This window comes from Sulfitobacter sp. 1A12779, assembly GCF_043557315.1.
Classification (GTDB): Bacteria; Pseudomonadota; Alphaproteobacteria; order Rhodobacterales; family Rhodobacteraceae; genus Sulfitobacter; species Sulfitobacter faviae.
In genome coordinates this window covers 127,453-141,214 of the sequence record NZ_JBIFFU010000001.1, presented here as the reverse complement: position 1 = coordinate 141,214, position 13,762 = coordinate 127,453, and the positions used below count along the sequence as shown (strand labels likewise).

11 protein-coding genes are annotated in these 13,762 nt (G+C 64.0%); 2 read left to right on the top strand and 9 right to left on the bottom strand.

Annotation, left to right across the window (positions count from 1 at the left end):
• Positions 1-19 precede the first annotated feature (19 nt).
• Together ACGYLQ_RS00700 and ACGYLQ_RS00695 are read left to right on the top strand one after the other, a co-directional pair.
• Entirely contained in the window at positions 20-1,012 is a 993-nt protein-coding gene (locus ACGYLQ_RS00700; RefSeq protein ID WP_394439756.1) for a murein transglycosylase A, read from the top strand.
• Positions 1,009-1,593: a Smr/MutS family protein gene (locus ACGYLQ_RS00695; protein WP_394439754.1), complete on the top strand. Its 585-nt coding sequence runs from the start codon at positions 1,009-1,011 to the stop codon at positions 1,591-1,593. Before ACGYLQ_RS00700 ends, ACGYLQ_RS00695 begins: the two co-directional genes overlap by 4 nt.
• On the opposite strand, the gene ACGYLQ_RS00690 is transcribed toward ACGYLQ_RS00695, so the two are convergent.
• From ACGYLQ_RS00690 to tsaE, 9 genes are all read right to left on the bottom strand, one after another.
• On the bottom strand, positions 1,590-2,807 hold the full coding sequence (locus ACGYLQ_RS00690; protein ID WP_394439751.1) for an MFS transporter: 1,218 nt from the start codon (positions 2,805-2,807) through the stop codon (positions 1,590-1,592). The two genes, ACGYLQ_RS00695 and ACGYLQ_RS00690, sit on opposite strands and share 4 nt — an antisense overlap.
• Positions 2,808-2,845: 38 nt before the next feature.
• Complete coding sequence (gene hslU / locus ACGYLQ_RS00685; RefSeq protein WP_067267727.1) at positions 2,846-4,147, bottom strand: ATP-dependent protease ATPase subunit HslU; 1,302 nt, start codon at positions 4,145-4,147, stop codon at positions 2,846-2,848.
• A complete protein-coding gene (hslV, locus tag ACGYLQ_RS00680) occupies positions 4,144-4,704 on the bottom strand; it encodes an ATP-dependent protease subunit HslV (protein WP_067623712.1) in 561 nt (186 codons plus the stop codon). The genes hslU and hslV overlap by 4 nt, the downstream gene beginning before the upstream one ends.
• Before the next feature lie 198 nt (positions 4,705-4,902).
• Entirely contained in the window at positions 4,903-5,223 is a 321-nt protein-coding gene (gene trxA, locus ACGYLQ_RS00675; protein ID WP_007118424.1) for a thioredoxin, read from the bottom strand.
• A gap of 36 nt (positions 5,224-5,259) precedes the next feature.
• Positions 5,260-8,631 carry a double-strand break repair helicase AddA gene (gene addA, locus ACGYLQ_RS00670; RefSeq protein ID WP_394439748.1) on the bottom strand — a complete coding sequence of 1,124 codons (3,372 nt, stop codon included), beginning with the start codon at positions 8,629-8,631 and terminating at the stop codon, positions 5,260-5,262.
• Complete coding sequence (addB, locus tag ACGYLQ_RS00665; protein ID WP_394439746.1) at positions 8,628-11,585, bottom strand: double-strand break repair protein AddB; 2,958 nt, start codon at positions 11,583-11,585, stop codon at positions 8,628-8,630. The genes addA and addB overlap by 4 nt, the downstream gene beginning before the upstream one ends.
• Positions 11,578-12,270: a nucleotidyltransferase family protein gene (locus ACGYLQ_RS00660; RefSeq protein ID WP_394439743.1), complete on the bottom strand. Its 693-nt coding sequence runs from the start codon at positions 12,268-12,270 to the stop codon at positions 11,578-11,580. The genes addB and ACGYLQ_RS00660 overlap by 8 nt, the downstream gene beginning before the upstream one ends.
• Positions 12,243-13,256, bottom strand: a complete 1,014-nt coding sequence (locus tag ACGYLQ_RS00655; protein ID WP_394439740.1) for an aminoglycoside phosphotransferase family protein — start codon at positions 13,254-13,256, stop codon at positions 12,243-12,245. Before ACGYLQ_RS00655 ends, ACGYLQ_RS00660 begins: the two co-directional genes overlap by 28 nt.
• The gene (gene tsaE / locus ACGYLQ_RS00650; RefSeq protein ID WP_394439737.1) at positions 13,253-13,726 is read right to left on the bottom strand and encodes a tRNA (adenosine(37)-N6)-threonylcarbamoyltransferase complex ATPase subunit type 1 TsaE; all 474 of its coding nucleotides are present in this window, start codon (positions 13,724-13,726) and stop codon (positions 13,253-13,255) included. The genes ACGYLQ_RS00655 and tsaE overlap by 4 nt, the downstream gene beginning before the upstream one ends.
• Positions 13,727-13,762 lie beyond the last annotated feature (36 nt).

The window sequence follows — 13,762 nt, the reverse complement described above, 5'->3', positions numbered from 1 at the left end:
GCTGTTGGGCGGTGTGTCCATGAACACGCCGTCCGCAGCAGAGGTGCATTATACCGTCATGGATTTCGACCAGCTTGAGGGCTGGGCCGAAGATGACCACGCCGCCGCCTTTGAGGTTTTCACCAGCACCTGCGGCGACATGAAAGACGTCGATTGGCGCGCGCTCTGCAAACTGGCCAAGGATGGCCCCGACCCGCGGCAGTTTTTCGAATTGTTCTTTCGCCCCGTTCTGATGGAAGACGGCAAAGACGCGCTTTTCACCGGGTATTTCGAACCTGAATTGGACGGTGATCTCTACCCCTCTGCCCGGTTTCAATATCCCATCTACGCCATGCCCCCCGAGGCCGAGCAGATCCGCCCTTGGCTCACCAGGCGCGAGATCCTGGATGGCGACGTGATGCGCGACCGCGGGCTTGAGATCGCTTGGGTCGATGACCCGGTTGAGCTTTTCTTTCTGCAAATTCAGGGTTCTGGCCGTATTCGCCTGCCCGATGGCAGCTATCTGCGGGTGGGTTACCGCGGCGCGAATGGCCATGATTACCGCTCAGTCGGGGTCGAACTGGTGCGGCGTGGGGTCTATGAGGCGCATCAGGTCAGCGCCGATGTCATCAAGAACTGGGTGCGCCGCAACCCCGAAGATGGCCGCGAATTGCTCTATCACAACCCGTCTTACGTCTTTTTCCGCGAAGTCAGCCGCGTGCCCGCCGATAAGGGGCCGCTGGGGGCGATGAACCGGTCCATCACCGCCATGCGCAGCATCGCGGTCGACCCATCGCATGTGCCGCTCGGCGCGCCGGTCTGGATCGAGAAGGACGGGAAGGAGCCCCTACGCCGTCTGATGGTCGCGCAGGATACAGGCTCTGCCATCAAGGGCGCGCAGCGGGCGGATGTATTCTTTGGCACCGGTGACAAAGCCTGCCGCGTGGCGGGCCGTCTGCGTGATCCGGGGCGGATGATGGTCTTGATGCCCATTCAACGCGCTTATGCTTTCCTGCCGGAGAGCGCGATATGAAACGGCGCCGCTTGAACGAAGACGATCTCGAACTCTGGCGCCGGGTGACCGAGCGGACCGAAAAGCTGGAGCTGAACAAGCTGTTCACGCCTGAGATCGACGCCCCCGCCCCTGCCCCGCCGCAGGTTCGGCGCGCCAAGATCGCCCTGCAAGGCAACAAGCCGCAGCCCAACATGAAAAAGCGCAGCAACGACCTGCGCCCCACATTGGCCGAGCAGATGAAAGCCGCGCCGGTTCAGATGGACCACAAGGCTTACGGCAAGCTCAAACGCGGCAAACTGCGCCCCGAAGGCCGGATCGATCTGCATGGCATGACGCTTGATCGGGCGCATCCGGCGTTGAACGGTTTCATTAAGGATGCCCATGCCCGGGGCAAACGGCTGGTGCTGGTGATCACCGGCAAAGGCAAGCGGCGCGATGACGGTGGCCCGATCCCCGTGCGCGATGGGGTGCTGCGCCATCAGGTGCCCCAGTGGCTGTCGATGCCACCGCTCAGCGGTCTCGTGCTACAGGTCGCGCAGGCCCATGTCAGCCACGGCGGCGGCGGGGCCTATTATGTCTACCTACGGCGCAACCGTTAACCGCACAGCAGCGGTTTGTAGCGCGCAATCGCCCATGCGGCCAAGCCTGCGGCGATCAGATAATAAAGCGCGATGGGCAGCATCTGCTGCGGGAAATCGACGCCGAGGTCGATGAACAGCCCCGTCACCCCCGGCCCGATGGCCGAACCAAAGACCATCAGCGCCGCCGCCACCGCCTTGATCGACCCGACGTGGCGGGTGCCGAAATACTCGGCCCAGAAGGCCGCCGGCGCGGTGGATTGCATCCCCTGCCCCATGCCGAAAATCAGCAAGCCGATCCCGGCCATCCAGAGCGTGTCGGCATAGGCGAGCACCGCGAATGACAGGGCAAAGGGCAGCATCATCACCGGCACCACGCGGCTGACGCCGAAACGGTCGATCGCCCAGCCCGAGAGGAAGGTCGAGGCCACCGCCGAGATTGTATAGACTGGCATCAAAGCCACGAATTCGACCAAGGCCCATCCCTTCACTTGGGTCAGATGCACCTGCTGAAAGAACAGGGCCGTGCCCCATGCCGCGGGGCCGATGGCCAGCGGGATGATCATCCAGAACAGGCCTGAGCGGAACATCTCGGCCCGGGTCCAATGCCGCCCTTGCATGCCTGCGCGCTGCGCCTGATCGGCCATGCTTTGCGGGGTGCGCTCTTGCCGCAGCAGCATCAGGATCACCGGGATCGTCAGCAGCACCAGCACCGCGGCCAGCACCCAAAGGCTGCGCCAGTGGAAGCTGGCGAAAAGCGCCACGAAGATCACCAGCAGAAATGCCTGACCGGCAGCGAAACCCATCGAAGAGAGCGAAAGCGCCTTGCCACGCGAAGCTTCGAACCAGCGCACTATGGCGACCTGCCCTAGCTGAGACATCATCCCCTGCCCGGTCAGCCGCAATGCGTAGATGACAAAGATCAGCGCAATCCAATTCGGCACCGCCGCCATCGCCAAACAGGCGCCCGCCAGCGCCAGCATCACGCCAAGGGCCAGCACCCGCACGCGAAAGCGGTCCGTCAGCACCCCGGCCCAGACCATGGTGATGGCCGACAGGGTCGTGCCGATGGTATAGATGCCGCCCCACTGGCCGTCACTCAGGCCAAAGTCGCCCTTCACCGCCCCCGCAAAGAGCGAGATGAAATAGGTTTGCCCATAGGACGAGGTGAAGGTCAGCAGGAAACCGGCCAGCAGAAACAGCCAGTTGCGCCGCAGAAATAAGAGGTATTCCATGCCCCTTTCATCGCCGGGGCATGGAAGAAAGGAAAGCCCTAAAGAACGTAGCGGCTGAGATCGGTGGAGCGGGTCAATTCGCCAAGGTTCTTTTCAACGAAATCGGCATCGACGGTGATCTCTTGCCCCGAGCGATCAGGCGCGTCGAAGGAGACTTCTTCGAAGACCCGTTCCATCACCGTGTAAAGCCGCCGCGCGCCGATGTTCTCGACCGAGGTGTTGACCTCCGCCGCGATCTTGGCCAGCGCCGCGATGCCCTCTTCGGTGAAAGTGACGGTCAGTTCTTCCGTCCCCATCAGGGCGGTGTACTGCCGCGTCAGCGCATTGTCGGTTTCGGTCAGGATGCGGACGAAATCATCCTCGGTCAGCGCCCGCAGTTCGACGCGGATCGGCAGACGGCCCTGCAATTCGGGCAAAAGGTCCGAAGGCTTGGCGATATGGAACGCGCCCGAGGCGATGAAGAGGATATGGTCGGTCTTTACCGGGCCATATTTCGTTGAGACCACAGTGCCTTCGATCAGCGGCAGCAGGTCGCGCTGCACCCCTTCGCGGGAAACATCGCCACCGCGCGCATCGGAGCGGGCGCAGACCTTGTCGATCTCATCAAGGAAAACGATGCCGTTCTGCTCGACCGCTTCAATGGCGGCGCGGTTCACGGCTTCGTCGTCGAGCAGCTTGTCGGCCTCCTCGCCCACCAGCACGTCATAGCTATCGGCCACGGCCATGCGTTTCTTGGTGGTGCGGCCGCCCATGGCTTTGCCGAAAATATCGCCGAGATTCATCATCCCCATGCCTTGCTGGCCGGGAATGTCCATCATCGGGAAGGGGCTGGAGGTATCGGCGACCTCAAGCTCGATCATCGTGTCATCGAGTTCGCCTGCGCGGAGTTTCTTGCGGAACATCTCGCGCGTGCCGTCGCGGGCATCGGTGCCGGCGATGGCGTCGATGACACGATCCTCGGCGGCCTGTTCGGCCTTGGCTTTAACGTCTTCGCGCATGAACTCGCGGGTCATGGCGATGGAACTGTCTACCAGATCGCGGATGATCTGTTCCACGTCGCGGCCGACATAGCCGACTTCGGTGAATTTCGTCGCCTCAATCTTGATGAAGGGCGCGCGGGCGAGCTTCGCCAAGCGGCGGCTGATCTCAGTCTTGCCGACACCGGTGGGGCCGATCATCAGGATGTTCTTCGGGTAGACTTCGTCGCGCAGGTCATCGCTCAATTGTTTGCGGCGCCAGCGGTTGCGCAGGGCCACGGCCACGGCGCGTTTGGCGTCGTTCTGACCGATGATATAGCGGTCCAGTTCGGATACGATCTCGCGGGGGGTCAGGTCGGTCATGCGGTGATTTTCTCCACGGTGAGTTTGCCGTTGGTGTAGACGCAGATGTCGGCGGCGATCGCCATGGCATCACGGGCAATGGTTTCGGCGTCCCGGTCGCTGTCCATCATGCCACGCGCGGCGGCGAGGGCATAGTTCCCGCCCGATCCGATGGCCGCGACCTCATGCTCCGGCTCCAGCACATCGCCCGCGCCGGTGATGACCAGCAGGTCTTTGCCGTCGGTCACGATCAGCATCGCTTCGAGCTTTTGCAGGTATTTATCGGTGCGCCAGTCCTTGGCCAATTCGACACTGGCACGGGCCAATTGACCCGGTGTCGCTTCCAATTTGGCCTCCAGCCGTTCCAGCAGGGTAAAGGCATCCGCGGTGGAGCCCGCAAACCCCGCCACCACGTCATAGCCGCCGGGGCTGAGCTTGCGCACCTTGCGCGCGGTGCCTTTGATCACGGTCTGGCCAAGGCTGACCTGTCCGTCACCGGCAATCACCACTTCGCCGCCTTTTTTGACGCCAATGATCGTGGTCCCGTGCCAACCGGGGAAATCGTCGTTCTGTGCCATGGGGCCTCCTGTCGCTTGGCGCTCTATATGGCCCCCGTGGCAGGGCAGGACAAGGGCAGCGCCGGTTGCGCGTGGGGCAGGGCTGCCGGGTGTGATGCGGGGGTACGCTTGGGGTGATGTGGCCAGAGGCTTTGCCCCAATGAAAAGGGCGCCCCGAAGGACGCCCGTTTTCGTAACTCAATGCCTAAGGCGTTGGCCTTAGATGGATTCTTCGATCCAGCTTTGCAGGGCCGCCTTTGGGCGCGCACCGGCGAGGTTGGACACGACCTGCCCGTCCTTGAAGATAAACAGCGCCGGGATGCCGCGCACGCCGACTTGGGCGGGCGAGTTCGGGTTCTCGTCGACGTTGACTTTGACGATCTTCACGCGACCGTTCATTTCATCCGACAGCTCTTCCAGCGAAGGGCCGATCTGTTTGCACGGGCCGCACCATTCGGCCCAGAAATCGACCAGAACCGGAATGTCCGAATTTTTGACTTCGGCGTCGAAAGTGTCGTCGGTGACTGCGACGGTTGCCATGATGCTCTCCTGACAGGAATGGGTTGAGGCCTGAACCTATGAATGCGCGGCAGTGGCGTCAAGATATGGCAGGGCGCGCAGGGCATTTGTCACGATATCGTTGGGTAACACCATTAGCGCGGGGGTCGCGGTCCATAGAATGGCCGTCTCGATCCGCCGATCCGGGTAGATTTGGCGCAGCATATGAGCATACGCGCCCATCTGGCGCAGCAGCCCGTCGGGGCAGGCCTCAGCCGTGCCGGGGACCACGCGGTTGGTCTTGAAATCGACAGCAAGGATGTGATCTTCGGCGATCACCAAACGGTCGATCGTGCCATGCAGGCGCTGGTCTCCAAGGCTGCCGGTCACGGGCACTTCGGCGAGGGTTGTCTCGGCAAACAGCGGGGCGAGGGCAGGGGTGTTCAGCACCGCTTCCGCCTCATCTTCCGCGCGGGCGATCATCTCGGCGGGGTGTGTGTGGGCCAACCGCTCCAGAAAGATCTCCCGTGCATCCGGCCCCATCAGTGGCAGATGCTCCAGCAGCTCATGGACCAGCGTGCCATAGCTCAACGCGGTGTCCATATCGAGCCCGGCCTCACCGGCAAGCGCCTTGGCTCCGCCGAGATCCGAGGGCGACAGGGTCTTATCCTCTCCCTTGGGGGAGGGGGCGGAGCGGGTGAAAACAGGGTCTAACCTGGGCGTTGTGACGGTTTTCTCAGGCGTCTCTATGATGTCGAGCGCATCCCAATCGCCCTGTTGATAGCGCAGCGTGCCATCGTCGCCCAAAGGCTCGGCGCGGAGCCTGGCCAGAGCGGCAGCGGTGATTTGATACCAAGAGGATTCATCTTTCGACAATTCCCCCGCCGCGGCCACGATCAGCCATTTTTCGGCCCGCGTCATGGCGACATAGAACAGGCGAAGCCGCTCTTGCAGCGCGGCCTCTTTCATCTCGTCCAGCCGGGCGCGCATGGGCTGGGGCATGTCATCCGCCGGGGCTTTCCAGACGGGGGTGCCATCGACGGTGATGATCTCATCCTTGATCGTCACATCGCGCCGCCCGGTGTCGGGCAGGATCACGATTGGCGCTTCCAAACCCTTGGCACCATGCACCGTCATCACCCGGATCTGGTTCGACGCGCTGTCGATCTGGCGTTTGATTTCCAGATCATCGGTCTGCATCCATTGCAAGAACCCGGTCAGGCTGGGCACCGTGCCGCGCTCGTAAGACAGCGCTTGGCTCAGCATCGCGTTGATCCCATCCTCGGCCTCTGGCCCCAGCCGCGAGAGCAGTTTGCGCCGCCCATCGTGGCGGGTGAGAATGCGTTCGATCAGATCGTAGGGGCGCAGGTAATCGACCTGCCCCCGCAGATCGCGCAGCACGGCGAGGGTGGCGGCGTGGGTCTCGGTCTGGTTGCGCAGCGCTTGCCAGAGGTGATCCTCCTTACGGTAATGGGCGAGGGTGAAAAGCTCTTGTTCTGACCAGCCGAAAAGTGGCGATTTCAGCGCGGTGGCTAGCGATAGATCGTCGTCCGGCGTGGCGAGGAACGACAGGATCGCCGCCAGATCGCGCACCGCCAGTTCGGCCCCAACCTTGAGCCTGTCCGCCCCCGCGATAGGCAATTCCGCCGCTTTGCAGGCGCGAATAATCTCGGAAAACAGAGCCGAGCGGCGCTGCACGAGGATCAGGAAATCCCCCGGTTGGATACGCCGCCGCGCCAAGCCGCCCTTGCTGTCATCGGGGAGGTAATGCTCCTCGGTCGTCAGCTCCTTGATGCGCCGCGCGATTCGTTCGGCCAGTTGCACCGTGTGATGCCGCGCGCTGCGCCGGTCGACGGGGTCGGTCCAATCGCCTTCCTCGTCCGGCCCCGCCTTTTCGATGAAGGGCCAGAGATCGACGCGGCCGGGCAGGCGATCTTTGAAGGCCATATGGCCGTCATTGGCGAAACCGATCTGGATCGCGGGGTCGAAAACCCCATCGACCGCTTGCAGAATCGCCGAAGAGGAGCGGAAGGAATAGGCAAGACTGCGGCGCTGGAAAAACTGGCCCGCCTCACCGATCTTCTGTTCGAATGTCGTGCCTTTGCGGTCCAGCTCTTCGGGGTCCGCGCCTTGAAAAGAGTAGATCGACTGCTTCTTGTCGCCCACGACGAAGAGGGTGCGATCGACCTCGTTACGCGCCCCGGCGCCGGAGTAAAACTCATCTGTCAGCCGTTCGATCACGTCCCATTGCCGGGGCGAGGTGTCCTGCGCCTCGTCGACAAGGATATGGTCGATGCCGCCGTCGATGCGGAACAGCACCCAAGCGGCCACGGCCTTGTCGGTCAGCAATGCGCGGGCTTTGAGGATCAGATCGTCAAAGTCGAGCCAGCCGCGCTTTTGCTTCTCATCTGCGTAGCGTTCCAGAAAACGGGCCGCGAAACGGTGGAGCACATAGGATTTGCGCGCCGCCTTCAGCGCCAACCGCGCTTCGCGGGCATCTTCGACGCGTTGCATCAATTGCTCAAGCTGCGGCATCTGCTCGGCGATGACCTTTTGCGTGGGCTTGGTCGGGAAACTGCCGATCTTGGCGGTAAAGGGCGCCTTGGCGCCGCTGCCGGTCAGAAGGATGTTTTCAAGCTGGGGCAGGGCGGAAAGATCATAGCGGTCGATCTCTTGCAGCGCCGCGCCCGCCTTGCCGTCATTGCCGCCTTTGGCCAGCAGATGGGGGATGATCTCGGCCATCATCGCCGCTTCGCTGCCAAGGAAGACCGAAGCCGCGATCTTGTCTTCGGTGAGGTCTTCCGGCTGGGCGAAAAGCGCGAGGATCTCGGCCCAAGAGCGGGGCGTGCTGAAGGCATCGCGTTGGCCAACAATGCTGCGGGTGAGGCTGGCGAAATCTTCGCCCGTGTAGTGCCGCGCGATCTTGGCGACCAGCGGGGCGTCTTCGCCTTCGGCCATCTCATCGACGATCTCTGCCCGCAGCAGATCGGCGGCGCGGTCTTCGATCTCTGTGAATTGCGGGCTGACCTGCGCCTCCAACGGGAAGCGGCGCAGAAGGGCCGCGCAGAAAGAGTGGATGGTCTGAATTTTCAGCCCGCCGGGTGTTTCGATCGCGCGGGCAAAAAGGGTCCGGGCATTGCGCAGTTGCTCGGGTGTCAATTCGCCCTGAACGCCAAGATCGGCCAAGGCGCTGCGCAGTGCCGCGTCTTTCAGCATGGCCCATTCGCCCAAACGTTTAAACAGGCGGTTCTGCATCTCCGAGGCAGCGGCTTTGGTATAGGTCAGGCAAAGGATGTGCTGCGGCTCCACGTCGTCGAGCAGCAGCCGCGCCACGCGGTCGGTCAGCACGCGGGTCTTGCCAGAGCCCGCATTCGCGGTCAGCCAAGTGGAGGCATCGGGCCGCGCCGCTTCGATCTGGGCGCGGGTGGCATCGTTGAAATCACGCATCATTCCAGATCCTCCGGTCGGGCGGGGCTGGTGCCGTCCCATTCCCCGAACCGCGCCAATTGGTCGAAGTTCCCGGCAAAGGCATCGCTTTGTACCATCCGCCGCGCGGTAAAGCCCTGCCCCTCATCGAGGTAGCGCGAGAGCAGCGCGTGGAGACCGGCCAGCACCTCTTGCGGGTTCTCTTCGTCCAGCGGCGCGGGGACTTCGACGGGTTTCGACCCTAGACCGATAAAGGCGGCATGGGCCACATGGGCCACGCCCACCTCGGGAAAACCGCCCCGTTCAACCATCGCCGCTTCGATCAAGAGTTGCTTGTCAAACAGCCGCTGCTCCTTTTTGCCGGGCGGGGTGCCGGTTTTGTAGTCGTAGATCAGCACATCGCCGTCATCGGTCTGGTCGATCCGGTCGGCAAAGCCGCTGAGGGTAAAGCCGAGGTCGGCAAAGGTGTAGCTGCCGCGCGCGCCCTGTTCGAATGCGACCGGGCTGGAGAATGCGGCGCGTTGGCTTTCGCGGGCGATGAACCAATCGGCGATCCGGTCGATGCGGGCCAGCCACATGGCGCGGGCAGCGGGCCAGGGGGCTTCTTCCTCCAGCACCTCGGCGGCCACTTGCATCAGCGTGTCGCGGGTCAGGCGTGCCGGATCGCGGGCCACGAGTTTGACGAAATCTTCCATGATGCGATGCAGGACGATGCCGCGCACCGGCGCGTCGGGCGATTGCACCAGCGGGTTGATTGGGCGCAGTTTCAGGCTGTGTTTGGCATAGATCGCGTAAGGGTCGCGGATCAGCGTCTTGATCTCGGTCACTGACAGCTTGCGGGGGCGCGCCGCGCGCGGCGGGCGGGGCGAGGGGCGCGTGGCCGGGGCGGTGCGCTCCACCGCTTCCAAGGCGCGCACCTGATCCAGCCAGTGGTTGCCGCGCTGCTGCATGGCCTTCCATGCCTCCGGCCCGCCGGTGTCGCCCAAGCCGCCCAGCAGGTTGCCCAAGCGGTTCAGCCAGCGGGACGGCACCATCTCGGCCTCGTCCGAGCGGATCGCGCGGGTGATCCAAACCTCGGGGCTGGCGATGGCCTGTTGATAGTCATGCGCCGACAGGCCGATGCGCCGTTCGGGGAGCAGCAGCCCGGCCTTCTCGCGCATTTGACGGTTGAGCCATGGATCGGGCGGCGGCGCTTCGGGCCATGTACCTTCGTTCAAACCGCCAAGGATGACCAGCTCGGCCCCCTGCACCCGCGCCTCCATCGTGCCCCAGATCATGATGTCGGGATGCGGGGTATCGGCCTCGCGCACCTCTTCTTGGGCCAAGAGTGCGCCCAAGAGATCGGCATAATCGGCGGCGTTCATCGACCCGCCATGGGCTGCATGTTCCGTGAGGTTCGCCATCACCGCCTCGGCCGCGATGCCCGCGCCCTGCTGCCAAAGCAGGTGGTCGGGATCGGCGGGTTGCCCGGCGGCGATCCTTTCAGCCAGCGCCAAATGCGCGGCGACGCATTCGGGCAGGGGCCGCTCTCCGGGGGTGTCGTGGCCGGGGAAAACCTCGCCCAGCCAAGCGACCCAATCGCGGAACCCGCTGGGGTCTTCCATCCGCTTCGCGGCGCGCTCTGCAATCTCGGCCAAGCCTTCGGCGTCGGGGTAGGGCAGCCCGTGGCGGCGGATCTCAGCCTCCAAGCGCTGGGTATAGAGCTGGTGGAAATTCCGCCCCGCGCCGCTGTGGGTTAGCGGGTGTTTCAGCAAGGTCAGCAGCGCTTCGGCATCCAGTTTTCGGACAAACAGCGCCGCCACATGGCGCAAGAACCGCCCCGGCGGGGAGAGTTGCAGCGGCATCCCGGCGCTGTCGTCGGGCAGAATGCCCCACCGGTCGAGCGCTGCGGTGACCTGCCGGGTGAGCATCCGGTCGGGGGTGATCAAGGCGGCCTTCACGCCATCCTCGGCAGCTTGGCGCAGGCGCAGCGCGATGGCCAATGCCTCAACCCGCGGGGTGGGCGCTTCGATCAGGGTAATGTCGGCGGTGGCACCTTGCAGGTCTTCCAGCTTAGGCCCTTCGTTCAGCCAAGCATGGGTGACGGGCGCAGGCCGAAGCGATAGCGACACCAGCTTGTTGCGGGCGGTCGATACCGGGGGCATCTCGCACCACGGCGCGACCGCGCCACGCGCCACGCCGAGCATATTCATCAGTTTGCGGAAGCGGTATTGCGGGTGATCCTCGGCCAGAAGCGCCTGATCCAACTCGTTCCAAACGGCGGTCGGCATTTCAAAATCGAACCCCGGCAGGATGATCGCGCCTTGCGGCAGGCGGGCCACGGCCTCCATCAACAGCGCGGTTGTCCCGCGCGACCCGGTGGACCCGGCAAGGATCACCGGGTGCTGCGGTGGCGCGTCCTGCCAGCGGGTGATGATCCGGGCGACCAGCTGCCGCCGACGTGCCTCGGCATCCGGGCGGGTGGTGGTTTGGCCCAGATAGTCATGCGCGATGGCGAGGAACCGCTGCGCCCGCTCCCAATGGGCAGAGAGGTTGCCAACGTCCAGCCCGGCCACCGTCTCGGGCGAGACGCCTTCGCCCTGCATTTCGTCGATCAGCCCCGCAAGACTGTCCGACAGCGCATAGAGCGAGGCGCGCGGCGCGAGATCGGGTGCGGCATCCAGCAGGCGCGACACGAGTTGAATGAGTTCCAGCCGCCTTTGCAGCGGCGGTGTCGGGGCGGGCAGCGCGATGCCGGGGGCCAATGCATCAAGGTCGGTGATCAGCCGGATGCGCGGCAGAAATCCTGCCGGACCCGCGTCGAAATCATGGCGCAGCCGACGTGCCATGCGGTTGGTGTTCACCAGCAACTCGACACGGGCCATCGCCTCGGGCGGGCCATTCTCTAACCGGTCGCACAGCCCGCGCACCAATCCGCGCGGGAAATCTACGCCGGGGGCAAGGCCAAAGACGCGGGGGCTGTCCTGCGGCTCAAACATCGGCACCTGCCAAGAGGCTTTCGGCAAGGGGAATGCCGCCGGGGTGCCCCACATCGCACCAGCGCCCGCTATAGGGCAGGCCAAACAGCGTCCCGCGTGCCAGCATCATGTCCCACAACAGGTTGAGCGAGAATGCCTCGGCTTCGATATCGGCCAGCAGATCGGTCTTGATGATCTGCACCCCGCCATAGACCTCGCCCGGCCCCCGTTGCAGGCGGCCATCCGCGGCGCGGGTAAAGTCGCCCGTGCCGCCATGGCCAAGGGTGTTTTCCAACGGCACGGTCATCAAAAGCGCGTCCATCCGTGCCGAATCCCATGCATTGCGGAGCATTTCGAGCGGGTTCGCCCCGGCCCAAATCGCGTCACTGTTCATGGTGAAAACGGGGCCCGTCCCCAACAGCGGCAACGCGTTGCGCAGCCCGCCGCCGGTGTCGAGGATCTGGGGCGTTTCGATCACCGTTTGCACATCCTGCGCTTTCAGATGAGCATCCAACTGGTCGGGCAGGTAGTGCAGGTTCGCCACGATCCGCGCAGGGGATATCCCGCGGGCAAGGTCGAGCGCATGGTCAATCAAGGGGCGGCCCGCGACTGGCACCATGGGCTTGGGTTGGTTCTGGGTGAGATGTTTCATACGCGTGCCGAACCCGGCCGCGAACATCATGATGGCGTCGGGATTGTCGCGCATTGGCTTTTCAGTTGCTCCAGAAATTCGGGGGTCGGCGGGGGCAGCACGTCTGCGATTGCCTCCGCCACATCGGCAAGCGCGGGATGGCGCAGGTTATGTTGCAGATGCTGCCAGACGCGGGGGATCAGATCGACGTAATGCGGTTTGCCGTCGCGCAGACAGAGGCGCGCAAAGATCCCCAAGATGCGCAGATTGCGCTGGGCGCCAAGCAGTGCATAGGCGCGGCGGAAGGGGGTTTCCGCCTGTCCGGTTTGGGCAAGGTAATCGTCGATGATCTGCGCCTCCACCGCCCGGGGCACATCGCGGCGGGCGTCTTGCAGGATCGAGACGAGATCATAGGCCGGGTGGCCGAGCAGCGCGTCTTGAAAATCCAGCAAACCGACCCGCGCTGCCCCTTCGCGCTCTGGCAGCCAAAGCAAGTTCTCGGCGTGATAATCGCGCAGGATCACGACCTTCGGGCTGTCATCCAGCGCTGCGGCGAGGGGGCGGAAAGCCTGCGCAAAAGCGGCGTTTGCGCTCTGCCCGCCTATGGGCGCGTAAAAGTCGAAGGCGGGGGAGGCCATATCGGTCAGCCAATCGGCATCGCACATTGGCAGATCTGGCAGGGGGGCAGCGTGCAGTTTGACCAAAACGTCGGCAGCCGCGCGGTAGAGGGGGAGTTCCCGAGCCGGATCCGCGGCCATGAGCCGCGCAAAGAGGTCATCGCCAAGGTCTTCGATCAGCAGCAGACCGTTGTCATTGTCCGCATGGTAAATCTCGGGCGCGCTGAGGCCACAGCTTGTCAGCTGCGCCGCGACATGACGAAAGGGTCGGACGTCTTCACCGCGTTCCGGTGGGGCGTCCATCAGAATGGCCCGCGCTCCATTCGCTTTGCGCAACCGGTCATAGCGCCGGTTGGAGGCATCGCCTGCCAGCAGCTTACGGGAGGCTTCGGCCCAGCCCGCGGTTTGCAAAAAACCTTCGATCAGTGCGGCGCGTTCGGTCATTCGCGCCACGCCGCCAGCTTCTCGGCCCATTCGCCGCCGGACCATTCTGCGGTCAGCCTGCGGCTGTCTTCTTCGGTGCCGGGGGACAGGCTGATCTCTAAGGCGTTGGCTGGGGCGAGCGGGCCCAGCCGATCCGGCCATTCCACCAAACAGATCGCATCGTGAAAGGCGTCGATCAGCCCGAGCTCCTCGATCTCATGGGTGGAGGTCAGCCGGTAGAGATCGGCGTGCCAGATCGCGCTGCTTGCCGTGTCATAGGTCTGCACCAAGGTGAAGGTGGGCGAGGGGATATCCTCGGGGTGGTCGAGCAATTCGGTGATCAGCGCGCGGGCGAAATGGGTCTTGCCCGCGCCGACATCGCCGCTGAGCAGGATGACATCGCTGGGAGACAGGCGGCCGGCCAGTTGCCGGGCGCGCCCAGCGGTGTCATCGGGGCCGCTGAGCAGGAGGGAAAGGGTATCGTCGGACATGCCCCATGCTTAGCGTCCCGACGCGCAGCCGCAAGA